We start from the raw sequence: 25,950 nt of genomic DNA on the forward strand, positions 1-25,950 counted from the left end.
GATCCCGACTGGAATTGTCTAACAATCTAATGGATTGTTAGACAATTACGCAAGGGTGGGGCGCCGATAAACTTCTGCGGTGTGCACTGTGGCGCCGAAATAGGAGAAGGTAATGACTCGACGACTGGCATGGGGAATTCTGGGCACGGGCCTGATCGCGGGCATGCAGACCCAGGATCTGCTCGAACACGGTTTTCACGTCGCGGCGGTGGGGTCACGCACCGCCGGGTCGGCGGATCAGTTCGCAACGAAATATGGCATTCAGGATGCCCACGGCAGCTACGAGGACCTCGTCGCCAACCCCGCCGTTGACGCCATCTACGTCGCCAGCCCGCACCCGTTCCACGAGGAGCACGCTCTGCTCGCCCTCAATGCGGGCAAGCACGTTCTCGTCGAGAAGCCGTTCACGATGAATGCCGCTCAGGCCGAGACGGTGGTCGCCCGGGCTAACGAGTCAGGGCTCGTGGTGCTCGAGGCGATGTGGACCCGCTACCTGCCTCACATGGTTCGCATCCGCGAGCTGGTGCGCAGCGGGGCAATCGGGACCGTGCGAAGCGTGATCGCCGATCACAACCAGGATCTGCCGCGCGACCCGCTGCACCGAATCAACAACCCGGATCTGGGCGGCGGCGCCCTGCTCGACCTCGGCATCTACCCCGTCTCATTCGCCTGCGACATTCTCGGAGAGCCAACGGGCGTCTCCGCCGTGGCGACCATGACGGCCACCGGCGTCGATCGCCAGACCTCCATGATCCTGAGCTACGGCGAGGATGCACAAGCCGTTCTTCAGACGACCCTCGACCTGAACGGCCCGACGCGCGCGGTCATTGTCGGCAGCGAGGGTCGGATCGAGATCGACGAGGTCTGGTACAACCCGACCACCTTTACGCGCTTCGACGGCGCAGGTGCGGTCGTCGAAAAGTTCGACGCCACGGTGACCGGTCGCGGCATGCAGTTCCAGGCCGCGGAACTCGAGCGGTTGGTCACGGCGGGTGAACTCGCAAACGACATCCTGCCGCCGAGCGAGACCGTGCAGATCATGCGCACCCTCGACGAGGTGCGCCGCCAGATCGGCCTGACCTACCCGATGCTCGACGAGGGCTAGCGCGGGAGATACCTCGTCGGCGAGAACGCGTTCGCAACGAGTGCCCGCAGGGATTCGAGCGAGTCCGAGTCGAGGCCCTGCGCGCGTGCCTGAATGAGCACATTGCCGATGGCCGTGGCCTCGACGGGACCGGCGAGCACAGGCATCCCGCTGCGGTCGGCGACGAGTTGACACAGCAACTCGTTCTGAGAACCGCCGCCGACGATGTGGATGACGCTGACCGACTTGCCCGACAGCTCCGACGCCGCACGTACCGCGTTCACGAACGCTGCGCTGAGGCTCTCGATGATGCTGCGCACGAACTCCGCGCGGGATTGGGGCGGCCGAAGCCCGTGCTCGACGCACCAGCGCGCGATACGGGCAGGCATGTCGCCCGGCGCCAGAAAGCCGGGGTCATCAGCGTCGAAGACGGAGACCGCGCTGGAGAGGGCGGATGCCGCGGCCAGCAGGTCGACGAGCTGCAGGGCCGGGTCATCCTTTTGCCATTCGCGGACGCATTCGCTCAAGAGCCAGAGCCCCATCACGTTGTGCAGGTACCGGACGCGGCCATCGACGCCGCCCTCGTTGGTGAAGTTGGCGGCACGGGAGGCCTCCGTCAGCACCGGCGCATCCAGCTCGACGCCGACCAGGCCCCAGGTTCCGCAGGAGATGTAGGCGAAGTCGGGTTCCGTCGCTGGCACGGCGACGACCGCCGAGGCGGTGTCGTGTGAGCCGATCGCGGTGACGATGCCCGGCAGGTTCAGCTCCGGTCTCGGTGTGCCCACGGTGGTTCCGGGGGTGATCAGCTCGGGGAAGATGCGCCTCGGCAGGCCGAGCCGCTCGATGAGCGTGTCATCCCAGCGTCCTGTAGCGATGTCGAGCAGCCCGGTCGTTGACGCATTCGTCTGTTCCGCAGCCTCGCGACCGGTGAGCCAGAAGTTGATAAGGTCTGGCACCAGAAGGAAGGAGTCGGCCTCGGGGAGATTGCGCTCGGCCGAGAGCTGGTACAGCGTGTTGAAGGGCAAAAACTGCAGGCCGTTCGCGGCGTACAGCTCGTCCGGTGGCACGAGTTCGTGCACGCGGGTGATCGCGGGCTCGGTTCGAGCGTCGCGATAGTGGAACGGGGCGGCGAGCATCCGGCCGTCCTTGATCAGCGCGTAGTCGACGGCCCAGGAGTCGACGCCGATGCTGCACATCTCCGAATCGTCGCGAGCCGCCGTAGCAAGCCCTTTCAGCACGCTCGAGTACAGCGTGTCGATGTCCCAGTGCAGGCCGTCGTCGCGCTGAACCGGGCCGTTGGGGAAGCGCGCAACGGGCCGCACGCTCAGCTCGTTGTGGCCGACGTGACCGAGCATAACCCTGCCGCTGGTCGCGCCGAGGTCGACGGCGGCGACCGAGATCACCGCAGCCCCCCGCCCACTCCATCCAAATGAAGGAGATTTCCGGCAGGATGCCTCGGCAGCGGCACACATGTGCGGCCCGACCCCGAAATCTCCTTCATTTGGGGAAGAGGCAGCGCGGCGGCGGCGCGGGGGACGGCACTCATCGCAGGAATGCCGCGGCGACGCCAGCATCCACGGGGATGTGCAGGCCCGTCGTGTGAGAGAGATCCGAGGTGCACAGCACGAACACGGCGTTGGCGACGTTCTCCGGCAGCACTTCGCGCTTCAGCAGCGTGCGCTGCGCGTAGTACTTGCCCAGGTCGTCTTCGTCCACGCCGTAGACGGCGGCACGCTTGGCGCCCCACCCACCCGCGAAGATTCCGGAGCCGCGCACGACGCCGTCCGGGTTGATGCCGTTGACCTTCACGCCGTACTCGCCCAACTCGGCGGCGAGCAGTCGCACCTGGTGCGCCTGGTCGGCTTTCGTCGCGGAGTACGCGATGTTGTTGGGCCCTGCGAACACCGAGTTCTTCGAGGAGATGTAGATGATGTCGCCGCCCAACTTCTGGTCGATCAGCACCTTCGCGGCGGCGCGGGAGACCAGGAACGAGCCCTTGGCCATCACGTTGTGCTGCAGGTCCCAGTCGGCGACCGTGGTCTCGAGCAGGCTCTTCGACAGCGACAGCCCAGCGTTGTTGACCACGAGGTCGAGTCCGCCGAACGCGAGTACGGTCTGGTCGATCGCCGACTGGACGGCGTCTTCATCGGTGACGTTCGCGACGATCCCGATGGCGACATCGCTGGTTCCGAGTTCGGCCGCTGCCTCCTGTGCCTTGGCGAGGTCGAGGTCGGCGATGACGACGCACGCGCCCTCGGCGGCGAGACGGGTCGCGATGGCCTTGCCGATTCCGGATGCTGCGCCGGTGACGAGTGCGATCCTGCCGGCGAGCGGCTTCGGCTTGGGCATCCGCTGCAGCTTCGCCTCCTCGAGCGACCAGTACTCGATCGCGAACTTCTCGGCGTCTGAGATGGGGGAGTAGGTCGAGATGCCCTCGGCACCGCGCATCACGTTGATGGCGTTGACGTAGAACTCGCCTGCCACTCGGGCGGTCTGCTTATTGGACCCGTAGCTGAACATGCCGACGCCCGGGATGAGCACGATGGCGGGGTCTGCGCCGCGCATGGCGGGGCTGCCCTCAACCTTGTGCGCGTCGTAGTAGGCGGCGTAGCCCTCACGGTATGCGGTGTGCAGCTCGTCCAGCCTGGCGATGGATTCCTCGACCGTGGCGCTCGCGGGAAGGTCCAGCACCAGCGGCTTCACCTTGGTGCGCAGGAAGTGGTCGGGGCAGCTGGTTCCCAGCGCACCGAGGCGCACGTGCTCCGCTGCCGCGAGGAAGTCCGTCACAACTGACGCGTCGGTGAAGTGGCCTACCTGAGGCCGGTCGGTGGAGGCGAGGCCGCGGATGTGAGCGCCGAGGGCCGCAGCCTTCGCGAGTCGCTCCTCAGCGGGCAGCGCGCCAAAGCCGTCGAGCGCGGGCCCGAACGGCTGGGCCTTGCTGTTGGCCGCGATGAAGTCTTCGGCGGTCGTGATGATCCACTGGCTGTTCTTCTCTGCCTCGTCGCTGGAGTCACCCCACGCCGTGATGCCGTGTCCGCCGAGGATGCAGCCGATCGCCTGCGGGTTGGCGGTCTTGATTGCCGCGATGTCGAGTCCGAGCTGGAAGCCGGGGCGGCGCCACGGCACCCACACCACCTTGTCGCCGAACGCCTTCGCGGTGAGGGCCTCGCCATCGGCGGAGGTGGCGAAGGCGATGCCGGAGTCGGGGTGCAGGTGGTCGACGTGGGCGGCATCCACCAGCCCGTGCATGGCGGTGTCGATGGATGGCGCTGCGCCACCCTTGCCGTGCAGCGTGTAGTCGAAGGCGGCGACCATCTCGTCTTCGCGGTCGAGGCCGGGGTAGACGTCGACGAGCGCACGCATGCGGTCCAGTCGCAGAACTGCGAGGCCGGACTCGGTGAGGGTTCCGAGGTCTCCGCCAGAGCCTTTCACCCACATCAGTTCGACGGGTTCGCCCGTTACGGGATCGGTTTCGGTGCCTTTGGCGGAGGTGTTGCCTCCGGCGTAGTTGGTGACGCGCGGGTCGGAGCCCAGGCGGTTGGAGCGTGCGATCAGCTCTGCTGCAGTGGTGTTCGTCATGGTCTTTACGCTCCCCATCCGGCCTGAACGCCGCCGACGCGGTCTTCGGCGATCTTCTGCTGGTATCCGGATGCCGCATACGCCGCCATCGGGTCACCGTTTAGCCCGCGCGACTCACGCCACGCGGCGAGGTCGGCGCGAACATCCGTATAGAACGCGTCCATCAGGATGCCGTTGGCCCCGAGCACGTCGCCAGCGTCCTGGGCGGCCTTCAGCGCAACCGAGTCGACGAGCAGCGCTCGAGCCGTCATCTCCTGCACGTTGAGTACGGAGCGGATCTGACCGGGGATCTTGTCTTCGACGTTATGGCACTGGTCGAGCATGAAGGCGACCCCACTGTCTGCGCCGTAGCCTCCGCCGCGCACGACCTCGAAGAGGATGCGGAACAACTGGAACGGGTCTGCCGCACCGACGATGAGGTCATCGTCGGCGTAGAAGCGCGAGTTGAAGTCGAACGAGCCGAGCTTGCCGAGACGCAGCAGCTGCATGACGATGAACTCGATGTTGGTGCCGGGAGCGTGATGGCCGGTGTCGAGGCACACCAGGGCGCGCTCGCCGAGGGCGGCCACCTGCGCGTAGCTCGTTCCCCAGTCGGGAATGTCGGTGTGGTAGAAAGCGGGCTCGAAGAACTTGTACTCGAGAACGAGACGCTGTTCTTCGCCGATTCGGGCGTAGATCTTCGCGAGCGAATCGGCCAGGCGATCCTGCCGGCCGCGGAGGTCACCCTGGCCCGGGTAGTTGGTTCCGTCGGCGAGCCAGATCTTCAGGTCGCGCGACCCGGTCGCATCCATCACGTCGATGCATTCGAAGTGGTGGTCGATGGCCTTCTGGCGCACCGCTGCGTCGGTGTGCGTGAGCGAACCGAACTTGTAGGCGTCGTCCTGGAAGGTGTTGGAGTTGACGGTTCCGAGCTCGACTCCGAGGTCTTGGGCGAACGAGCGCAGCTCGGAGAAGTCGTCGACCTTGTCCCACGGGATGTGAAGGGCGACCGAGGGCGACAGTGCCGTGTACTTGTTCACCTGGGCGGCATCCGCGATCTTCTCCTGCGGAGTGCGGGGGGTGCCCGGCGTTCCGAAGACCTTGAAGCGTGTTCCCGAGTTGCCGAACGCCCACGACGGCAATTCGATGGCTTGCTCGGCGAGGCGGGATGCGATGGAGTCGAAGCTGGTCACTGGTGTTCCTTACTCTGCTTGGTGTGTGAGCAGCTGGTGCTCGAGGTTGAAGACCTCCGGCAGGCGGAGGGAGTTCTGGTCGGCGCGGCCCGTGAGCGAGACGAAGAAGCCAGCCATGTGCTTCTCCCATGCCGCTGTGCGGGGGTCTGCCTCGAGGGCCGCCTGCGAGGCGTCGTCGTCCGCGGTTTCGTAGTAGCCGATGAGCAGGCCGTCATCGCGCAGGAAGAGCGAGTAGTTATGCCGCCCGGATTCGGCAATCGCCTTGAGCATGTCGGGCCAGACCGCAACATGCCTTTCGCGGTACTCCACGAGGAGTTCGGGCTTCACCTGGAGCTGGAAGCATACGCGCTGCATCCCTCACCGCCTTCGTCATTGAATCGTTTTAACAGTCGCACTGAGAATAGCCATGCCCGGGTCGCAAGGTCAAGCTCCTCGCCGCATGACACTATGGGACGGTCCAACGGAGGTTCCATGGCGGTAACAAGCGTGCGCGACGTCGCGCGGCGCGCAGGCGTCTCCGTCGGCACGGTCTCCAACGTGATGAATCACCCAGACAAGGTGGCGGCCGCGACGGTAATCCGCGTGCAGGCGGCGATCGACGAGCTGGGCTTCATTCGCAACGACGCGGCTCGCCAGTTGCGCGACGGCCGCAGTAAGACGATCGGCATGGTTGTGCTCGACGTGCGCAACCCGTTCTTCACCGACGTGGCACGGGGCGCTGAGGACAAAGCGGCCGCGGCTGGTCTCATCGTGACGCTCGGCAACAGCGACGAGAACACCGAGCGCGAGTCGACGTACCTCGATTTGTTTGAACAACAGCGCGTGCACGGCATTCTCATCTCGCCGTATGCGGACATCAATGACCGGCTGCTGGCGCTCCGTCGGCGCGGCATTCCGGTGGTGCTCGTCGACCGCACGAGCACGGATGCCTCATTCAGCTCGGTCTCGGTCGATGACATCTCCGGGGGAGCCCTGGCACTCGAGCACCTCGCGGCCCTGGGGAGGAGGCGCGTCGCCTTCGTGGGCGGACCGATGGAGATCCGCCAGGTCGCCGACCGCCTCGAGGGTGCTCGCCGGGCGGCAGCCGGACACCCGGGATTGACGCTCGAGATCATCGACATTGCGGCGTCCACGGTGATCGAGGGCAGGGCGGCGGGCGCTGCGATCGTCGCGCGCCGACCGGAGGACCGCCCCGATGCCGTCTTCGCCGCCAACGACCTGGTGTCGATGGGGGTGCTGCAGGCGCTCATGATGCAGGGCGCGGAGGTGCGCGTACCCGACGACATAGCGATCATCGGCTACGACGACATCGACTTCGCCTCGGCGGCGGTGGTGCCGCTGTCGTCCATCCGGCAGCCCAGTGCACTCATCGGCGCAACTGCCGTGCAGATCCTTCTCGAGGAGGCCGCTGACCCGTCAATCGGCGCGCGCCAGATCGAATTTCAGCCCACACTGGTGGTCCGAGCGTCCACCGGCGGCTGATATCGGGCCGATATTCGATCGGACTTGACGCTCGTCGGGTTCTGGACCTATGGTTCTGAACACGCAATGAATCGATTCATTTACGATTCACCCAACACGAGGTAGACGAAGATGTCGAGCAGCACCGAGCCGCCCACCCCCGCTCTGGAGCTCAACCGTATCGCCAAGGCATTCGGCGCGGTGATCGCCCTGACCAGCGGCACCCTGGCCCTGCAGTCCGGCTCGATCCACGCGCTTGTGGGCGAAAACGGCGCTGGCAAGTCCACTCTCGTCAAGATCATTGCGGGTCTGTACCAGCGCGACAGCGGCGAGTTCCTGCTTGACGGCAAGAGCGTCGACTTTACCTCGACAGCCCAGTCGAAGGCCGCCGGCATCGCGGTCATCTACCAGGAGCCCACCCTCTTCCCCGACCTGTCTGTCACCGAAAACATCTTCATGGGACGCCAGCCCACGCGCTCCTTCGGTCGCATCGACCGCAAGCGGATGCACGAGGAAGCGCTCGGCCTGTTCGCCCGCCTCGGGGTACGCCTCGACCCCGAGCGACCCACCCTCGGCCTCTCCATTGCCGACCAGCAACTCATCGAGATCGCAAAGGCCATCTCGCTTGACGCCAAGGTGCTCGTGATGGATGAGCCCACCGCCGCTCTCTCCGGCATCGAGGTGGAGCGCCTCTTCGCTGTCGCCCGCAGCCTTCGGGACGAGGGCCGGGCGCTGCTCTTCATCTCGCACCGCTTCGATGAGGTGTTCGACCTCTGCGACACGGTGACCATCATGCGCGACGGTGCATATATCGACACCAGCCCTATCGCCGAGACCACCGTCGAGCAGATCGTGCGCCAGATGGTTGGCCGCGACGTTTCAGCCCTGTTCCCCAAGGAGGAAGCCGTGATCGGCGACGACGTTCTCGTCGTCGAGGGCCTTACCGAGCACGGGGTCTTCGAGAACGTGTCGTTCACCGTGAAGTCTGGCGAGATCGTGGCGCTTGCTGGACTCGTGGGTGCGGGCCGCAGCGAGATCGCGCGCGCCGTATTCGGCGTCGATCCTTACAGCGCTGGGCGCGTGACGATCGGGGGAGTGACCGTGCCGCACCGGAATCCCGCCGCGGCGATGAAACTGGGTCTCGCTCTCGTGCCCGAGGATCGCCGCAAGCAGGGACTCGTGCTCGAGACATCCGTCGCCCGCAATGCCACGATGGCGATCCGCAGCCAGCTGACCAGGTCCGGGTTGCTGTTTACTCGCCCCGAGAACGCCGCCGCGCGCGAGTGGGCGAGCCGCCTCGAGGTGAAGGCCGCGGCTTTGGATACCGAGGCTGGCACCCTGAGCGGGGGTAATCAGCAGAAGGTCGTCCTCGCGAAGTGGCTTGCGACCAAGCCGACAGTGCTCATCGTCGACGAGCCCACCCGCGGTATCGACGTCGGCACCAAGGCTGAGGTGCACCGCCTGCTCTCGCAGCTCGCCGGCCAGGGCCTCGCGATCCTGATGATCTCGTCGGAGCTGCCTGAGGTGCTCGGCATGGCCGACCGCGTGCTCGTGGTTCGCGAGGGACACATCACCGCCGAGATCAGCCGGGCCGACGCCACAGCGGAGAGCGTCATGTTCGCAGCTACCCACGCAGCATCGGAGATCGCACAATGACCGCCCTCATCCCCGCCCCGACCGTGGGATCCCGCATCACCCGCGGACTCGGTTCGTTCGTCAAGGCACGCGAGACGGGCATCCTGCTTGCCCTGGTGCTCGTAATTGTCGCAGCGACCGTCAAGAACCCGAACTTCCTGTTCAGCTCCGACGGGTTCCGCGACCTCCTGCTGACGCCATCTATTCTGCTGCTCGTTGCAGTGGGCCAGGCCATCGTGATCATCACCCGAAACGTCGACCTGTCGGTCGGTTCGGTGCTCGGATTGACCGCGTACCTCACGGGCCGCCTGTTCATCGACATTCCCGGTATCCCGGTCATCGCAGTGTTCGCCATCGGGATCATTGCTGGCGGATTTCTGGGGCTCATCAACGGCGCCCTCGTCGCCTTCGCGAAGGTTCCCGCGCTGGTGATCACGCTCGGAACGCTCTACGCCTACCGAGGCATCAACGTGCTGTGGACCGGCAGCGATCGCATCAACTCGAGCGACATGCCGGCATCGTTCCTCGCGCTCGGCACACAGTCGATCATGTTCATCCCGGTGTTGACCATCATCGCCGTCGTGGTTCTCATCATTGCCGCCTGGTATCTGCGCAACCAGCGCGGAGGCCGCGAGCTGTACGCGATCGGGTCAGACCCGGCGGCCGCCAACCTTTACGGGCTGAAGGTCACGCAGCGACTGCTCGCGGCGTTCATCCTGTGCGGTGCGCTGGCTGGTCTGGCGGGCGTGCTCTACGCGGCCCGCTATGGCACGGTCAGCTCGCAGGCGGGCGCGGGCTACGAGCTGAATGCCGTGGGTGCTGCCGTCATCGGCGGTGTCGCGATCTTCGGCGGAAGCGGCACCGTGTGGGGTGCCGCAATCGGCGCCTACCTGCTGCTGACCATCAACCGAGCCCTTCCCATCCTCGGCGTTCAGGACTTCTGGCAGCGTGCCGTTGTCGGCGCACTCATCATCGGCGCGATCGTGCTCGACCGCGTGCTGGCCCTGCGCCAGGCGAAACGACTCGTGGAAGCGAGAGGCGACCTCCAGTGACGAACTTTCTTCAGGCCCTTGCGCCCGCTACCCGCACCTACCGGGATCACTCCCAGCCGCTGTGGCGCCGCATCCTGCTCTCACGCGAAGCCGCCGTGATCGGAGCGGTGCTGCTCGTGATCATCGTCGCGAGCGTGAGCGTTCGCGCCTTCGGCAAACCGATCACGGCTACCTACCTGCTGCTGGACATCGCCCCCATCCTCCTCATCGCGCTGCCGATGACGCTCATCATCATCACCGGCGAGATCGACCTCTCGGTTGCGAGTATTGTCGGCCTGTCGAGCGTCACGCTGGGCGTGCTGCACTCGAACGGGATGCCCATCGAGGCCGCAGCAGTCGTCGCCCTGATCGTCGGCGCCATCGCCGGTGCCCTCAACGGATTCCTGATCACGATTGTCGGGCTGCCATCCCTGGCAGTGACCATCGGCACCCTCGCGCTGTACCGCGGCCTCGCTGTGGGGTTGCTCGGCACGAAGGCCGTGACCGAGTTCTCTGAGTTCTGGACGAGTCTGGCGAAATCGAAAATCGGAGCCTCGGCGATTCCGAGTGTCGTGATCCCGATCGTGATCCTCGCCGTGATTTTCGGGGTGCTTCTGCACCTCACGCCGTTCGGCCGCGGCGTCTACGCGATCGGGCTGAGTGCTGAGGCTGCGCGCTTCTCGGGCATCCATGTGGAACGCACGAAGTTCACCCTTTTCATGCTGAGTGGCCTCGTATCGGCCCTCGCCGGCATCTACTACACGCTGCGATTCTCGAGCGCGCGAGGCGACAACGCCACGGGCCTTGAACTGTCGGTGATCGCCGCTGTGCTTCTGGGTGGAGTCTCGATCTTTGGCGGCCGCGGGTCGACCCTCGGCCCTATCGCCGGCGCCGCGCTTATCGGGGTGCTCGCGAGTGCTTTGCGCCTCGCTAACGTCACCTCGGACGTCATCAACATCATCACGGGAACGCTTCTTGTCGCGTCCGTCGTGGCTACAAGCTTCCTGGCCTGGCTCCACACCAAACGGATCCGGCCAGGGAAGAAAACGGAAACTCTGGTCGCCGCCAAGGGCTAGGGAATCCTGACAGACCGTCGGTGCAATCACATCGACTTGAAACGATACAACAGGGAGAACAATGATGTTTGGAAACACCAGGAAGGCCCGCGTTGGCGCCTTCGCCGCACTCGCGGTGAGCGTCGCGCTCGTGGCTACGGGTTGTGCCGAGACGGGCGATGACAGCGGATCGGGCGACGCCGGCAGCGGAGACGCGAACTACGCGATCACGTTCCTGCCGAAGAACCTCGGTAACGCCTACTTCGACACCTCAGACGCCGGTGGCGCGGACGCCATCAAGGAGTTCGGTGGCACCTACGCCGAGGTCGGACCCGCTGAGTCTGGTCCCGACGCTCAGGTGAGCTTCATCAACACCCTCACCCAGCAGGGTGTCGGCGGAATCGTCGTCTCCGCGAACGACCCACAGGCCATCTGTGACGCCCTCAACGAGGCCCGCGATGCCGGAACCAAGGTCGTGACCTTCGACTCAGACACCAACCCCGAGTGCCGCGACCTGTTCATCAACCAGGCCACCGCCGAGGGTATCGCCAAGGTCGAGGTCGATCTGATCGCCGAGCAGATCGGTGGAGCTGGCAAGATTGCGATCCTGTCATCGACGCCAAACGCGACGAACCAGAACGCCTGGATCGAGATCATGAAGACCTACCTCGCATCCGACTACCCGGACATCGAGCTCGTTGACACCGTGTACGGCACGGACGACGACCAGGCCTCCTTCGACAAGACAGCGGCGCTGCTCCAGACCAACCCCGACCTCAAGGGCATCATCTCGCCCACGACCGTCGGCATCACGGCCGCCGCACGCTACCTCTCGACCTCGGAGTTCAAGGGCAAGATCGCGCTGACCGGCCTCGGTACGCCAAACCAGATGCGTGACTACGTCACCGACGGCACCGTCACGGCCTTCGCGCTGTGGAACCCGGCCGACCTCGGCTACCTCGCCGCTTACGCTGCGAAGGCGCTCATCGACGGCGACATCACCGGCGCTGAGGGCGACACGTTCGACGGAGGCAAGCTCGGAAGCTTCACCGTCGGCGAGAACGGCAGCGTCCTGCTGGGCGACCCATTCACCTTCGACAAGGGCAACATCGGCGACTTCGACTTCTAAGTCGAAGCCGCACACCCGTACAGCCCGATCGGTCTCGCGCCGACCGGGCTGTACGGTCATCTACACCCCTGCTCTCACCGAGGAGACCCATGCCAATCACGAGGATTCGCGACGTCGCGCAACTCGCTGGCGTCTCCGTCGGTACCGTCTCCAACGTCCTGAACAAGCCGGACGAGGTCTCGCCCGAATCGCTGGCCCGGGTGCAGAAAGCCATCGCTGAGCTGGGCTACGTGCGCAACGATGCGGCCCGCCAGCTGCGAGCGGGCGTGAGTTCCACCGTGGGCTTCGTCGTTCTCGACGGCCAGAATCCGTTTTTCAACGAGGTAGTGCGAGGCGCAGAAGACGAGGCCTCGAAGAATGGCATCGCCATCCTCGTGGGTAATACCGATGAGGACCCCCGTCGCGAGGGAATGTACCTCGACCTCTTCGAGGAGCAGCGCGTGCGAGGCGTGCTCATCTCGCCGTACGACGACATCGGTGACCGTCTGCAAAAGCTCAAGGACCGGGATATTCCGGCGGTGCTCGTCGACCGGATCAACGTCGACGGCAAGTTCAGCTCGGTGGCCGTGGACAGCGTCGCGGGTGGCCAGATCGCCGCACAGCACCTCATCGACACCGGACGCCGCCGCATCGCCTTCGTGGGCGGGCCGTTCGACATCCGGCAGGTGCGCGACCGGTTGGCGGGAGCTCGAGTGGCCGTTGACAACAGCGAATTCAACGTTGAGATCGAGGTCATCGCCACCAACGCTCTCACCGTGGTGGAGGGCGTTCAGGCTGGTCGGCGAATCATGGAGCGATCCCGTCCGAACCGGCCGGACGCGCTCTTCGCGGCAAACGATTTGCTCGCCCTCGGTCTTCTCCAGTCGCTCATCGTGAACGGCAAACTGCTCGTGCCATCGGAAATCTCGCTCATCGGATTCGACGACATCGCGTTCGCCGTCGCAGCTGCTGTTCCGCTTTCATCGGTGCGCCAGCCCGGCCGGATGATTGGGCAGACCGCACTTCGGGTGCTGCTGGAGGAGTCTGAGGATCCGACCATGATCCCCCGCCAGACCGTGTTCCGGCCCGAGCTGGTGGTTCGGGAATCCACCCAGCCGTGAGCAGAGCACCACGGTGGTTGCTGAGTCCATGTTCTGAGGGTGCGAACGCTCGGATCCACTGGAGTGAACCTGTTGGATTGACCGAGTAGTAACTGCCGAGTACAGAGGAGTGCTGATGGTTGTCGTAGTCCAAAGGGATGCGTGCGTAGGGGCGGGTCAATGCACCCTCGTAGCGCCGGATGTTTTCGATCAGGATGATGACGGGATCGTGCTGCTTCTCGAGCCCGAGGTCGAGGGAGCCCTTCTCGAGGCGGCCAATAAGGCCGCGCGTCTCTGCCCAGCGCGCGCGATAGCTGTATCGGCACAATGACCGCGGGCCCGCGGATCGTCATCGTAGGCGCATCGATTGGCGGATTGACTGCAGCGGAGACGCTACGCCAGGAGGGCTTCGACGGTGAGGTCATCCTGATCGGTGACGAGCGCCACCGGCCGTACAACCGACCGCCGCTCTCGAAGCAGATCGTCGTCGGCGAGTGGGGGCCTGAGGATGCCGCAATCCGGAGCGAGGCGGAGGTCGATGATCTCGGGATCCAACTGCGTACATCGTGCACGGCAGAGTCGCTGGACGCCGTGGGCCGTGTGCTGCACACGTCCCAGGGCGACATTGAATTCGACGAGCTCATCATCGCGACAGGAACTGAGCCTCGCCGCCATCCCCTCGTCCCTACCGCGCTCACGCTGCGGACGATCGACGACGCCCTCGCGATCCGGGACGGACTGCGAACGGCGCAACGCGTCGCCGTGATTGGCCCAGGGATTCTCGGCTCAGAGATCGCGAGCGCGGCGCGCAAGTACGGCGCGGATACGCAACTGATCGGCCGGTCCGGAGCCCTCACCCTCGGCGGTGTCGGCTCTCTCCTCTCGTCCCGGCTCGCCGAACTGCACACGGAGAACGGTGTCGACCTCGTGCTTGACGCTGAGATCGTCGGCGCCCGAGCCGACGCGGGTGGAACGAGCATCGAGTTCGCCGACGGACGTTCAGAGCGAGCCGACCTGGTCGTCGCGATGATCGGAGGAACTCCGCGGACCCAGTGGCTGATGTCGTCGACCCTCACTGTGGACAACGGTGTGGTGTGTGACGGAACCGGCCATGCAGCGCCGGGTATTTCGGCGGTAGGAGATGTCGCCGCATGGCGCGATCCCTACACGGCCCGGCCCGTTCGCGTGGAGCACCAGAGCAACGCGATCGAGCAGGCGATCGCCGTCGCGCTGCGTCTCGTCCACGGAGAGCCCGGAGCACGACCGATACCGCTCTTCTGGTCGGAGCTTCACGGCACGCGCATCAACGCGTACGGATGGTTCGATCCCGAGCTCCCGCTCGTGTCCATCGACGACGGCAGCAACCCGCACGCTACCGTGCTTGTCAGCCGCGATGACACCGACCGCGTGCACGGCGCGGTCGGGTGGAATGCGCCCCCTCGCGAGTTCCGTGCGGCTCGAGCGTCGGTTGCCGCCTCTGCCGCGATCGCCCCGGCTCTGATTACACGCCCATGACCACATCCTCAACAGAAATCGAAAACGCCATGTCGAACACCGCAGGTTGCCCCTTCCACGCGCGCTCCCTCCCCAGTGACGGCACCCCCCTGGCGCCGTCGCCACGGTTCGCAGAGTGGCGCGAACAGGGGGCGTTCGTCCCCCTCGACTTTCAGGACGGCCACGAGGGCCTCGTCGCCACCCGATACGACGCGGTGGTGAGCGTGCTCCAGGATCCTCGCTTCAGCATGCTCCCGGCCCGGATGCCGGTGGGTCCCGCCACCCTCGACGAGCCCAAGTCGGAGGGTGCCGCAGCCGCGGTGCCGCTCGAGTTGCCCGGTGACCTCGACGAGGCCGCGCAGGCGTCCGAGCTGCTGAACCTGCTCACGCTCGACGGCGCCGAGCATTCCAAACTCCGACGTGCGGTCACCGCCAGGTTCACGGTGCGCCAGGCGCGCTCGCGGGAGCCGTGGATCCGCGACATGATCGCGGGCGAGGTGGCACGCATCCGCGGTTCGAAAGACGTTGTCGACCTGTGGCACGACTACGCAATGCCGATCTCTGCACGGACCCACTGTCACGTGATCGGCATTCCCCCGCAGAAGTACGAGGACTTCGTGGAACTCTTCGTTGAGCCATCCACGGCCCAGCAGAAATATGACTTCATCCGGGCCCTCCTCGAGGAGCGTCGCAATGACCCAGGCGAAGACGTCATCACTGACCTGCTGAACAACCCCGAGCTCACGCAAATCGAGATCGAGGGCTTGCTCCGGCTTCTGATGGGCGCGGGCCGCGATTCGGTCGCATACCTGATTGCCACGGCGTCGGTTGCCCTCCTGACGCACCCGGAGCAGATGGAATTGCTCCGCAGCGACGTGGAGGGGGTACGTCCAGCGGTGGAGGAATTCATGCGGGCGGGCTCGATGTTCGTCACGCTGTTTGCCCGCACGGCCACAGAAGACGTGGAAATCGAGGGGACGATCATCCGGGCAGGCACGTCGGTCGCGGTCTCGCCCGTTGCAGCAAACCGTGACCCAGCGCACTGGGGCGAGAACCCCGAGCAGTTCGACGTGACGCGCGACGCCTTCGGGCACATCGGCTTCGGCTATGGCATCCATGGATGCATCGGGCAGCAGGTGGCACGCGTTGAGATCCGTGAGGCGATAACGGCGCTCCTGGAAGGCTTCCCGGACATCTCACTTGTCTCGGCAGAGCAGCTCGAACCGCATCCGTTCGCCCATCCGGTCGCTGTCTACGAAGCCGGCGAGGTGCTCGTGAGGCTCACAACGGCATAACATTGGCCCATGCTCGACGATGACCCGGTCGTGGTAAGCGCGAATCGCTACCGGTTCTCATCGGGCGAGCGGATCGTCAACCCCCACGTCATGAGCGCCTCCTTCATCTGGGTGCTCAACGGTGCTGGCGAGATTCTCGCCGGCGGACGGCAATTCGCTGTCGATAACCAGCACGTGCTGCGGCTCCCCTGGCACCACGCGGTGGAGTATCGAGCGAGTGGTCGCGGGCCGTTCCACGTGGGCACGCTGCACGTCGTCCCTCGACACTCCAGGCACGCGCCGGTGGTGCCTCGGGTCGCCCACCTCCCGGGGGATCCCCTATTGAATGACCCAGCGCGCGGCGGGGACCCTTCAGCGTTTCAGCCCGGCATCTCATCGACCCGCAACAGTGCCGCGCGCCGCATCGTCGAATTCGGCACTATCGCCATCGAGCGGCTGGGCGAGGGCGGCTTCGACGAGGAATATTTCCGCGCTCTCGGCCGGCTCGTCCTGATCGAGAACGACTCGTGGGCCGATGGTCAGGCGCAGCACTCCACTCTGCCGGGCACGCTCGACATGATGATGACCTTCATCCGCCACCACATCGCCGAGCAGCTCACTGTGGCTCGCGTCGCGGAATCTGCGCGCTGCAGCGAGACGACGGCCCAGCGCCTCTTCGCACGGCACGCCGGTGAGTCCATGCAGTCGTGGATCCGCCAAGTGCGGCTCAGGGAGGCGGCCAGCCTGCTGCGCACGTCGAGCCTTCGAGTGAGCGAGGTCGCGCAGCTCGTCGGATACGCCGATCCGCTCTACTTTTCCCGGGCGTTCCGTCGCGCGTACGGGGTCGCCCCCAGCCAGTTCGCGCACACCGCGATCCGCCCCTGACCAATCAGGCCCGTGCCCGTCTAATCCATGTTTCGGTGCCTCCGTGCCCGCTCCGACCACTCGCATTTCGGTAGATTCGTGACGACGGCGCAGTCACTGCGACCGCAAGCGAAGGAGCGCAGATGGTGGTACATCGACGACCGTTCGGACGAACCGGCTGGGACATCAGCGAGGTAGCGTTCGGCGCCTGGCAACTCGGCGGGCAGTGGGGACCGGTGGACGACGATGTGTCGATTCGGGCTCTGGTCAACGCCTATGAGCTGGGAATCAACTTCGTCGACACAGCCGAGATGTATGGCTCGGGTCACAGTGAGGAAGTCGTTGGCCGCTCGCTACGCGAGTGGAATGGTGAGCGAATCTACGTCGCGACCAAGGTGCAGCCCACCCGATGGCCGCACCCCTCAGAGGCCGACCCCAACATCGACAAGGCCTACCCGCCCGAGTACCTCCGAGACCAGGTCGAGCAGTCTCTGCGCCGGCTCGCGGTGGAACGGCTGGACCTCATCCAACTGCATTGCTGGATGCCCGGGGGAATGGCCAACCAGGAGTGGCTCGAAACCCTTCACTCGCTGCGCGACGAAGGGAAGATCGACCGCATTGGGGTGTCCCTCCGCGACTACCGTGCGGACGAAGGAGTCGCGCTCGCCGAGTCTGGCCTCGTTGACTCGATCCAGGTCATCTACAACATCTTTGAGCAGACGCCGGAAACCGCGCTGCTCCGTGCAGCCGAAACGACGAAGACCGCGATCATCGCCCGGGTTGTGCTCGACTCGGGGTCACTCAGTGGCGCCTGGACGCCGGAAACCTATGCGGGGTGGGATGAGGGTTCGGTTCTGAAGACCATGCTCCGCGGGGGTCGTTTCAGCGAGACGCTCGACCGAGTTGCCGAGGTGCGCACAGTGACCGACCCGTTTTACGAGACGCTCGATGAGGCGGCGGTTCGATTCGTGCTCGACCGCCCGGAGGTGTCGACGGCCATCATCGGGATGACGACCCAGAAGCGGATCGAGCGCAACGCCTCATACGGCGACGGCGAGGGGCTCGCGCCCGGGCTCAGGGAGAAGCTCGGCGGCTTCCACTGGTCGAAGAACTTTTACGTATGAGCGCCGGTCCTTCGGCAGCCGTCGAGCAGCTGAGTCCGCACCAGATCGAGGCACGCCTCGCACGAGCATCCGTTGCCTACCTCGCACTCGGGTCGCTCGAGTTTCACGGCCCGCACCTTCCCATCGGCCTCGACGCCCTCACGGCGCACGGGATCTGCCTCGCCGCGGCCGAGCGGGGCGGCGGCATCGTTCTGCCCCCGTGGTATGCGGCGATCGGCGGCGAGCACACGGCATACCGGTGGACGTTCATGTCCCACTCGCCGGCGTCGATCCAGGTACTTCTCGCAGAGACGCTCACGAGGCTCGACGAGCTCGGCGTGCGGCGCATCGTGCTCCTGAGTGGGCACTTCGCCGAGGAGCAGGGCGATCTCATCGCGAAGATCGCCGACGACTGGAACGCTCGCGCCGCGACGGCCCACGCAGTGGCGCGCACGCTGGGCCAGGCGCCACAGCCGCCCGTAGCCCCGGATCATGCCGCGACGTTCGAGTCGCTCGTGCTTCACGACCTGCATCCGGAGCTCGTCGACATCGGCCAGCTTCCCGATGCCCGTGAGTTTCCCGCGCCGGAGGGGGAGGATCCCTTCGGCCCGGACCGCCACCGCGCAGACCACCCTTTGTTTGGTGTATTCGGTCCCGATCCACGCCTCATGGATACGACCGACGCGGCACCACTCGTCGATTACCTCGTCCAGTGGGTCGTTGACCTGGGAACCGGCGCTGCGACCTAGGCCACCGCGCTGCCGTAGCCGAACGGCTCACCCCGCGACGACGGTGACGACCTGCGGGTCGAACCCCTCGCTCGTCACAGTCACGGTGATCGTGCCGGAACCGGTGGGGCGGATGACCGCCAGCGCCCGCCCGTCGAAGGTGCGATGCGTGCTGGTCAGGTACGACTCCTCGGTCTGGGGGCGGGCACTGCCGAGGCCGAGCAGCATGCCGGGTCCGGCAACCTCGACGCTGACCGGTCGGTCGGAGTCGAGGCGCGCGATACCGGCGGAATCAGCGAGGGTGATCGTCACGAACGCGAGGTCGTCGTCGGTGGAGCGGATCTTGGTCCGATCCGCGACCGCGGAGAGCTCGAGCTCTGCGGCAGCGGATCGCACTAGCTCACGGCCGGTCTCGACTCCGCCCGACCGTGAGATCGCGACGAGTTCGCCGTGCTCGTGGGGGACGGTGAACTCGGTGCGGTAGCGATTGTTGCGGCCGGTGGCGGCCGTGCCGAGGGAGCGGCCGTTGAGCATCAACTCGACCTCGTCGGAGTCGCTGTAGACCTCGACGCGCAGCGGGGTGCCCTCGTCGACGGCCCATGACCATGAGGCCACGGAATCCGACCACGACCACGGCCCGGCACCCGGGCGCACATTCTCGGAGTGGGGGCGCTGCACCGCGATGAAGGGTGCGGTGCGCAGACCAAAAACTATCTCACGGTAGTACGACGCCGGGCGTCGGAAGCCGGTGATGTCGATGTCGCCGCACCAGGCGAGCAGCCATGGGAACGGCCCAGTGGTTCCCAAGAATCCACCGCCCTCGGTGTAGTCCACCCGACCGATGCCCGCCTCGCCGAGGTAATCCCAGCCCGTCCAGGTGAAGTCGCCAACGATGTGGTCGTTCTCCATCACCATCGGCCAGGCGAGGTCGATCCGGGTGGGGAAGGTCTCGGTTCCGATGATGACGCGGTGGGGAAAACGATCGGCGTCGGCAAGGTAGCGGCCGTCTCCGTAGTTGAGTCCTGCGGCGTCCGCGGCGCCCAGGCTCTCCTCGGTACGTTCGGTGACGAGGTCGGATGCCACGAGCTCGGTCATCCTGTCACCCATGTTGGCCATGGCGCCGTTGACGTCCTGGGCCTGGTCGGAGCTGAGGGGCGGAAGCTCCCGCATCACGGACACGAGCCCGTTGATGCTGTTGGTGGTGAATCGGGTCGGGTCGAGCTCGTGCAGTTTCTCGCTGAGGAGGCGGCTGAGGCGGGCTCCGTGCGGGCGACCCGTCTCCGGGATTTCGTTGCCGATCGAATAGAAGACGACACTCGGGTGATTGAAGTCCTGAGCGACCATCGACTCGAGGTCGCGCTGCCACCACTCGGGGAACGCGGTCGAGTAGTCGAATTGGGTCTTCGATTCGGCCCACATGTCGAACGATTCATCCATCACCAGCATCCCCAGCCGGTCGCAGGCGTCGAGAAGCTCGGGGCTGATCGGGTTGTGCGCACTGCGGATCGCGTTGAAGCCGGCTTGCTTGAGGCCCTCGACGCGGCGCTCCTCGGCGCGGGCGATCGAGCGGGCCCCGATCACGCCGTTGTCATGGTGGATGCATGCTCCGCGAAGTTTGACCGTCCTCCCGTTGATGCGCAGCCCGTGACGCACGTCGAGTTGCAGGCGCCGCACCCCGAACGTCGCGCGGTGCTCGTCGAGGGTGTCACCGTCCTGCACCGCGACCGCCGCGGTGTACAGCGACGGGGTGTCCGGGCTCCACAGCGCGGGCTCTTCGACCAGCAAGCGCTCCCGCACGGCGCCGCTCTCGCCGGCGAGCAATGTCAGGGGGCTGCTGACCCGGGCGACGACGGAGCCGTCCGGCGCTTCGAGCGCGGAACTGACGACGACCGTGCGGGTGTGCAATCCGTCGTTGGCGACGGTCGTTTCGACGACGACCATCGCCTCGGCGGCGTCGACGTCCGGCGTTGTGACGCGCACGCCGTCGAGGGCGATGTGCACGCGCGGGCCAGATACGAGCGCGACGTTTCGGTGGATGCCCAGGCCCGAGTACCAGCGTGAGTCACGGTGTGCGCGTGACTCGACCCGGATGATGTTCGGCGCATCGAAACGCAGGTACGGGTCGAGGTTCACCGCGAAGCGGGTGTAACCGTTGGCGTTCTGGCCGGCGAAGTGATCGTTCACGAAGACCATCGCGTCGCGGTAGACGCCGTCGAAGACGAGGCTGTGCACGCGGTCGGAGTCGTCGGGAGTCAGTTCGAGGGTACGGGTGTACTCCACCGCGCCCCCTGCGTGGTAGCCGGAGTGGTTGCCGGCGGCGGCGTCGGCCGACCTGGGCAGCGCGAGCATGGCGTCATGCGGAAGAGTGACGTGCTCGATCGCAGGCCCCTCGCCGTCCACGACGTCGAAGATCCCCCGCTTCGCGGTGACCGACCAACCATGAATGAACGGGGTGGATTTCATTGAGCGCCTTTGCCTCGACTAAAACCCAATGCTTATTGGATTTTCACGATCGTAATCGACTGCAAATGCGTCCGCAAGGTCTCGGTGACACTCACCGCCTCCGGGTCAATGAGCCAATGGATCTGGGCGCCATCCCACAGGGCGAAGGTCGACAGCGCTGCGTAGTCGGCCGTAATGCCGGGCGCGAGAAGCCCGGCATCCGCCATTCGCTGGAACCCGGTGCGGAATGTGCGGCGGGTGTGCTCGGTGCGCGCTCGGAAATACTCGGCACTGGGGTGACCATCGGTCGTCGACTCGGCCGACATGATCGCGTACAGCGCGATAACTCCGGGGATCTGGTTGTTCAGCTCGGCCAGAGCAATGAACTGCGCCGGAATAGTCGCCGGGTCGATGGTCGCGAGCTCGGGCATCCCCTGCACATCGTGGGCTTCCTTATCCTCAAGCACTGCTTCAAGCAGCGCCTCTTTGGTGGGGAAGTGGTGCAGGATCGTCGACGGATCGATGTCGATCAGAGCGCCGATGTCCTTCAGCGAACCGCCGCGATAACCGGACGCGGAGAAGACCTGCAGGGCTGCTGCGATGATCTCTCTTCGGCGGGCTTCGGTCTTGCGGTACGGCCCGCGCTTGACAGGTTCCGACTCGGTCACAGATCGACTGTAACGCGCCACATTCTCGCGGTGATACGCGGCCGCACCCAGCCCCTGCGAGAATATGTGCATGCCACTAACGGGAGAGTACGAACCGAGCACGTCAGCCTGGGCCCGCAAGCAGGCCGAACTTTACGAAGCAACACACGGCGTCGAAGGCGGTGAGCTGCGGGGGATGCCCGTGATCATCCTCACGACGGTGGGGGCGAAATCCGGGAAGCTGCGAAAGACAGCGCTCATGCGGGTCGAGCACGATGGGCAGTACGCCGTAGTCGCCTCGCTCGGCGGAGCGCCGAAGCATCCGGTGTGGTATTTCAACATCAAGGCTCAGCCGCACGTCGAGTTGCAGGACGGATCGGTCAAGCGTGACTATCTTGCGCGCGAGCTCGCCGGTGACGAGAAGGCTGCCTGGTGGGAGCGTGCCGTGGCGGCGTACCCCGACTATGCCGACTATCAGGAGAAGACCGACCGCGAGATCCCCGTTTTCGTGCTGGAGCCGTTCACCGCGTAGGGAGCCGCCAGGCGGCAACCGCCGGACGCGCGGCTGAAACACCGCGGCAACACTGTGGGCCTAGAGTCGGTACATGGCAGATCTGTTCGATGGCTATGGTGCCACCACCGCGACCAAGTCCGGATCCACGAAATCGGGCACGCCCGCCTGGGACGAGATGTTCTCCACTCCCGGCGTTGCGCGGGAGTCGTATCGCGATCTGCACACTGCTCTCGCCGAGATGACTCAGGATGAGCTCCGCGGTCGAACTGAAGCACTCGGTGCCAGCTACCTCGCGCAGGGCGTCACCTTCGACTTCGCCGGTGAGGAGCGACCGTTTCCGCTCGACGCGGTTCCTCGTGTCATCGACCAGGCCGAGTGGCTCACCGTCGAGGCGGGAATCAAGCAGCGCGTGCGCGCGCTCGAGGCATTCCTGGCCGACATCTACGGCGAGCAGAATGCCGTAAAGGATGGAGTGATCCCCGCCCGCCTGATCACCTCCTCGAGCCACTTCCACCGCCAGGCGGCCGGCATCGACCCCGCCAACGGCGTGCGCATCCAGGTCAGCGGAATCGACCTGATCCGGGATGAGCAGGGCACGTGGCGCGTGCTCGAAGACAACGTGCGGGTACCGTCCGGCGTCAGCTACGTGATCTCCAACCGTCGGGTGATGGCGCAAACCCTGCCCGAACTCTTCGTCAGCATGCGGGTGCGACCGGTGGGTGACTACCCCCACAAGCTGCTTGGCGCGCTGAGGGCATCAGCTCCGGCCGGCGTCGAAGACCCGACGATCGTCGTGCTCACCCCCGGCGTCTACAACTCGGCGTACTTCGAGCACACCCTGCTTGCGCGCCTCATGGGCGTCGAGCTCGTTGAGGGCCGCGACCTCTTCTGTTCGGGCGGCAGGGTCTGGATGCGCACCACGGCCGGTCCCACCCGCGTCGACGTGATCTACCGTCGGGTCGACGACGAGTTCCTCGATCCGCTGCAGTTCAGGGCGGACTCGATGCTCGGCAGCCCCGGCCTGATGCTCGCCGCTCGCCTCGGAAACGTGACGATCGCCAACGCGGTCGGCAACGGGGTCGCCGACGACAAGCTCGTCTACACCTACCTCCCCGAGCTCACGAAGTACTACCTCGGCGAGGAGGCTCTGCTTCAGAACGTGCAAACGTGGCGCCTCGAGGAGCCAGGGCAGTTGGAGGAGGTGCTCGATCGACTCGACGAACTCGTGGTCAAGCCGGTCGACGGCTCCGGTGGCAAGGGCCTTGTGATCGGCCCCGCGGCATCCAAGGACGAACTCGCCACCCTGAAGGCGTCGCTGCTGAAAGATCCCAGGGGGTGGATCGCGCAGCCCGTGGTTCAGCTCTCCACCATCCCCACGCTCGTCGACGATGGGATGCGGCCACGGCATGCAGACCTCAGGCCGTTCGCCGTCAACGACGGCAAAGACGTCTGGGTTCTGCCCGGTGGCCTTACCAGGGTCGCGCTTCCCGAGGGCGAACTCGTTGTCAACAGCTCGCAGGGTGGTGGGTCGAAAGACACCTGGGTGGTGGGGCAAGATCCGCTGCTGGTCTCCCGCCACAGCATCCAGGGTCTCGTCGCAGGCCAGGCCGCGGCGACCGAAGCCATCACGATCATCACGCCCGAGATGCTGAAGGCAGCCCAACGGGATCACGCGCCGCATGAGCGACCGCTGGGCCAGGGGCAGCAGGAGCAGCAACAACAGAGCGGCCCCGTCGCTGCCGCGCCGATCGAGGTCGAGCGCGCCCCCTCGGCGCGAGCGCTGTCGTCCGCACGGGAGCCCTCGCGCCGAACGGGCGCGGTCGGCGATCCCACCGAACCTGTCACCGGAGGCACCGAATGCTGAGCCGCATCGCTGAGTCGCTGTTCTGGATCGGGCGCTACATCGAGCGCTCCGACGGCACCGCGCGCATCCTCGATGTGCACCTGCAGTTGCTGCTCGAAGATCCCTGGATTGAAGAAGACCTCGCCTGCCGCTCACTCCTGAGCGTCATGGGCAGCGAGGTTCCCGAAGACCGCGTGCTGAACAGGCAGAGCGTGCTCGAGATTCTGGCCGTCGATCGTTCGGAGCCGGCATCCATCGCCTACTCGCTCGGGGCGGCGAGAGAGAACGCCCGCCGCGCTCGCGAGATCGTCTCGACCGAGCTGTGGGAGTGCCTCAACACCACCAGGGCCCGGATGCCGCGGCGCGTGTCCAGCGACAAGGTGCACGAGTTCTTCGGCTGGGTGCGGGAACGTTCGGCGCTCGCCGTCGGCATCATCGAGTCGGGCACGAGCCGGGATGAGGCGTGGCAGTTCTTCACGCTCGGACGCTCCATCGAGCGTGCCGACATGACGGCCAGACTGCTCGCGACCAGGTCTCTGACCGAGGCCAGCGGGCCGTCGTGGACGACGATCCTGCGCTCTTGTGGCGCGTACGAGGCATACCTGCGCACCTACCGCGGCGTGCCGAGCGCCCGGAACGCCGCCGAGTTCCTGCTGCTCGATCGACTGTTCCCGCGCAGCATCCTCTATTCCGTCACCCGCGCTCAGGAGTGCATGCGCGAGCTCGAACCGCGCAGCGACCGGGTCGGCGTTTCAGACCCGTCACAGCGACTGCTCGGCCAGATCCGAAGCGAGCTAGAGTACCGGCCGATCGCCGAAATTCTGGAAGACCTGACCCTGCATATGGATAACGTGCAGGAGGCGACGAGTGCGGCATCCGAGGCGATCCGCCAGCGTTACTTCCCGACGAATGCCGCGCCCAGCTGGGTGGGAGAGACCTCATGAACCGCCTGCGCATCAAACACATCACGGGCTTCCACTACGGCGGCGACGTGACGGCGTCCTACAACGAGGCCAGGATGCTGCCCGTCAGCTCGGACGGCCAGCTCGTGCTGTACTCGAACCTCGAGATCCTGCCGATGTCGAGCAGCCACGGCTATGTCGACTACTGGGGTTCGCGGGTGTCGTCGTTTGAGATTCTCACCCCGCACAAGGAGCTGTCGCTCACGGCCACCAGCCTGGTCGAGGTGCGGCCGCGGCCTCACCAGCAGGACGGGTTCGGGTGGGATGACCTCGCCACCGCTGCCGATCGGCTCACCGAGACCGTGGAGCAGTTGAAGCAGACCAGGCGCACCGAACCTCCGGCCGAGGTCGTCGAGATGGCTCGTGAGATCGCCGGCCGTCACACAGACTCCTGCGCCGCTGCGCTCGAGATCAGCACCGCCATCGGCGACGCTGTCGACTACATGCAGGGCGTGACCGCTGTCACGTCCACCGCGGCGGAGGCGTGGGCGGTGCGCAAGGGCGTCTGCCAGGACATCGCTCACCTCGCGCTGGGGGCGATGCGCTCGGTCGGCATCCCGGCTCGCTACGTCTCCGGCTACCTGCATCCGAAGCCGGATGCTGCCATCGGTGAGACCATTGCTGGCGAATCGCACGCCTGGGTGGAGTGGTTCTGCGGCGGACAGTGGCGCGGATTCGACCCCACCAACCTCATCGACATCGGCGACCGTCACGTGCTGGTCGGACGTGGCCGGGACTACAACGACGTGCCTCCGCTGCGCGGGGTGTACGCGGGCCCGTTCGGCTCGACGCTGTTCGTGAAGGTGGAGATCACGCGCGAGGCCTAGCCCGGGCCCGGCCCGCACTCTGCGCGC

The 25,950-nt window shown here is 65.8% G+C and carries 23 protein-coding genes; 17 read left to right on the plus strand and 6 right to left on the minus strand.

The window, feature by feature from the left end; all coding sequences use genetic code 11:
• Positions 1 to 112 precede the first annotated feature (112 nt).
• Complete coding sequence (locus tag QMG83_RS13505; protein WP_283505937.1) at positions 113 to 1,105, plus strand: Gfo/Idh/MocA family protein; 993 nt, start codon at positions 113 to 115, stop codon at positions 1,103 to 1,105.
• Here QMG83_RS13505 and QMG83_RS13510 read toward each other — a convergent pair.
• From QMG83_RS13510 to QMG83_RS13525, 4 genes are all read right to left on the minus strand, one after another.
• Positions 1,102 to 2,487, minus strand: a complete 1,386-nt coding sequence (locus QMG83_RS13510; protein ID WP_283505938.1) for a rhamnulokinase — start codon at positions 2,485 to 2,487, stop codon at positions 1,102 to 1,104. The genes QMG83_RS13505 and QMG83_RS13510 overlap by 4 nt on opposite strands.
• A gap of 139 nt (positions 2,488 to 2,626) precedes the next feature.
• The gene (locus QMG83_RS13515; RefSeq protein ID WP_283505939.1) at positions 2,627 to 4,663 is read right to left on the minus strand and encodes a bifunctional aldolase/short-chain dehydrogenase; all 2,037 of its coding nucleotides are present in this window, start codon (positions 4,661 to 4,663) and stop codon (positions 2,627 to 2,629) included.
• 5 nt (positions 4,664 to 4,668) lie between these two features.
• Positions 4,669 to 5,835 carry an L-rhamnose isomerase gene (gene rhaI, locus QMG83_RS13520; RefSeq protein WP_283505940.1) on the minus strand — a complete coding sequence of 389 codons (1,167 nt, stop codon included), beginning with the start codon at positions 5,833 to 5,835 and terminating at the stop codon, positions 4,669 to 4,671.
• 9 nt (positions 5,836 to 5,844) lie between these two features.
• Positions 5,845 to 6,189 (minus strand): L-rhamnose mutarotase, encoded by a 345-nt coding sequence (locus QMG83_RS13525; protein ID WP_283505941.1) that lies wholly within the window; start codon positions 6,187 to 6,189, stop codon positions 5,845 to 5,847.
• Positions 6,190 to 6,306: 117 nt separating this feature from the next.
• Here QMG83_RS13525 and QMG83_RS13530 point away from each other — a divergent pair, with 117 nt between their 5' ends.
• From QMG83_RS13530 to QMG83_RS13585, 12 genes are all read left to right on the plus strand, one after another.
• Positions 6,307 to 7,317: a LacI family DNA-binding transcriptional regulator gene (locus QMG83_RS13530; protein WP_283505942.1), complete on the plus strand. Its 1,011-nt coding sequence runs from the start codon at positions 6,307 to 6,309 to the stop codon at positions 7,315 to 7,317.
• Positions 7,318 to 7,428: 111 nt separating this feature from the next.
• Positions 7,429 to 8,952, plus strand: coding sequence for a sugar ABC transporter ATP-binding protein (locus QMG83_RS13535; RefSeq protein ID WP_283505943.1), 1,524 nt, complete (start codon positions 7,429 to 7,431; stop codon positions 8,950 to 8,952).
• The gene (locus QMG83_RS13540; RefSeq protein ID WP_283505944.1) at positions 8,949 to 9,983 is read left to right on the plus strand and encodes an ABC transporter permease; all 1,035 of its coding nucleotides are present in this window, start codon (positions 8,949 to 8,951) and stop codon (positions 9,981 to 9,983) included. The genes QMG83_RS13535 and QMG83_RS13540 overlap by 4 nt, the downstream gene beginning before the upstream one ends.
• Positions 9,980 to 11,038, plus strand: a complete 1,059-nt coding sequence (locus QMG83_RS13545) for an ABC transporter permease (RefSeq protein ID WP_283505945.1) — start codon at positions 9,980 to 9,982, stop codon at positions 11,036 to 11,038. Before QMG83_RS13540 ends, QMG83_RS13545 begins: the two co-directional genes overlap by 4 nt.
• A 64-nt stretch (positions 11,039 to 11,102) precedes the next feature.
• Positions 11,103 to 12,146, plus strand: coding sequence for a rhamnose ABC transporter substrate-binding protein (gene rhaS, locus QMG83_RS13550; RefSeq protein WP_283506227.1), 1,044 nt, complete (start codon positions 11,103 to 11,105; stop codon positions 12,144 to 12,146).
• A gap of 89 nt (positions 12,147 to 12,235) precedes the next feature.
• Complete coding sequence (locus tag QMG83_RS13555) at positions 12,236 to 13,246, plus strand: LacI family DNA-binding transcriptional regulator (RefSeq protein WP_283505946.1); 1,011 nt, start codon at positions 12,236 to 12,238, stop codon at positions 13,244 to 13,246.
• 109 nt (positions 13,247 to 13,355) lie between these two features.
• A complete protein-coding gene (locus tag QMG83_RS13560; RefSeq protein ID WP_283505947.1) occupies positions 13,356 to 13,556 on the plus strand; it encodes a ferredoxin in 201 nt (66 codons plus the stop codon).
• Positions 13,553 to 14,740 (plus strand): NAD(P)/FAD-dependent oxidoreductase, encoded by a 1,188-nt coding sequence (locus QMG83_RS13565; protein WP_283505948.1) that lies wholly within the window; start codon positions 13,553 to 13,555, stop codon positions 14,738 to 14,740. Before QMG83_RS13560 ends, QMG83_RS13565 begins: the two co-directional genes overlap by 4 nt.
• A complete protein-coding gene (locus QMG83_RS13570; RefSeq protein ID WP_283505949.1) occupies positions 14,737 to 16,014 on the plus strand; it encodes a cytochrome P450 in 1,278 nt (425 codons plus the stop codon). The genes QMG83_RS13565 and QMG83_RS13570 overlap by 4 nt, the downstream gene beginning before the upstream one ends.
• Positions 16,015 to 16,023: 9 nt before the next feature.
• Positions 16,024 to 16,878, plus strand: coding sequence for a helix-turn-helix transcriptional regulator (locus tag QMG83_RS13575; protein ID WP_283505950.1), 855 nt, complete (start codon positions 16,024 to 16,026; stop codon positions 16,876 to 16,878).
• 122 nt (positions 16,879 to 17,000) lie between these two features.
• A complete protein-coding gene (locus QMG83_RS13580) occupies positions 17,001 to 17,981 on the plus strand; it encodes an aldo/keto reductase (protein WP_283505951.1) in 981 nt (326 codons plus the stop codon).
• Entirely contained in the window at positions 17,978 to 18,709 is a 732-nt protein-coding gene (locus tag QMG83_RS13585; protein ID WP_283505952.1) for a creatininase family protein, read from the plus strand. Before QMG83_RS13580 ends, QMG83_RS13585 begins: the two co-directional genes overlap by 4 nt.
• Positions 18,710 to 18,736: 27 nt before the next feature.
• On the opposite strand, the gene QMG83_RS13590 is transcribed toward QMG83_RS13585, so the two are convergent.
• Both QMG83_RS13590 and QMG83_RS13595 read right to left on the minus strand, forming a co-directional pair.
• A complete protein-coding gene (locus tag QMG83_RS13590) occupies positions 18,737 to 21,151 on the minus strand; it encodes a glycoside hydrolase family 2 TIM barrel-domain containing protein (RefSeq protein WP_283505953.1) in 2,415 nt (804 codons plus the stop codon).
• A 32-nt stretch (positions 21,152 to 21,183) separates the two neighbouring features.
• Positions 21,184 to 21,798, minus strand: coding sequence for a TetR/AcrR family transcriptional regulator (locus tag QMG83_RS13595; RefSeq protein ID WP_283505954.1), 615 nt, complete (start codon positions 21,796 to 21,798; stop codon positions 21,184 to 21,186).
• A 70-nt stretch (positions 21,799 to 21,868) separates the two neighbouring features.
• Here QMG83_RS13595 and QMG83_RS13600 point away from each other — a divergent pair, with 70 nt between their 5' ends.
• The 4 genes from QMG83_RS13600 (at position 21,869) to QMG83_RS13615 (ending at position 25,923) form a co-directional block, all read left to right on the plus strand.
• On the plus strand, positions 21,869 to 22,309 hold the full coding sequence (locus QMG83_RS13600; RefSeq protein WP_283505955.1) for a nitroreductase family deazaflavin-dependent oxidoreductase: 441 nt from the start codon (positions 21,869 to 21,871) through the stop codon (positions 22,307 to 22,309).
• 73 nt (positions 22,310 to 22,382) lie between these two features.
• Positions 22,383 to 24,155, plus strand: coding sequence for a circularly permuted type 2 ATP-grasp protein (locus tag QMG83_RS13605; RefSeq protein ID WP_283505956.1), 1,773 nt, complete (start codon positions 22,383 to 22,385; stop codon positions 24,153 to 24,155).
• Positions 24,149 to 25,078, plus strand: coding sequence for an alpha-E domain-containing protein (locus QMG83_RS13610; RefSeq protein ID WP_283505957.1), 930 nt, complete (start codon positions 24,149 to 24,151; stop codon positions 25,076 to 25,078). Before QMG83_RS13605 ends, QMG83_RS13610 begins: the two co-directional genes overlap by 7 nt.
• Entirely contained in the window at positions 25,075 to 25,923 is an 849-nt protein-coding gene (locus QMG83_RS13615) for a transglutaminase family protein (protein ID WP_283505958.1), read from the plus strand. The genes QMG83_RS13610 and QMG83_RS13615 overlap by 4 nt, the downstream gene beginning before the upstream one ends.
• Positions 25,924 to 25,950: the final 27 nt, after the last annotated feature.

This window comes from Salinibacterium sp. G-O1, assembly GCF_030063305.1.
Lineage (GTDB): Bacteria > Actinomycetota > Actinomycetes > Actinomycetales > Microbacteriaceae > Rhodoglobus.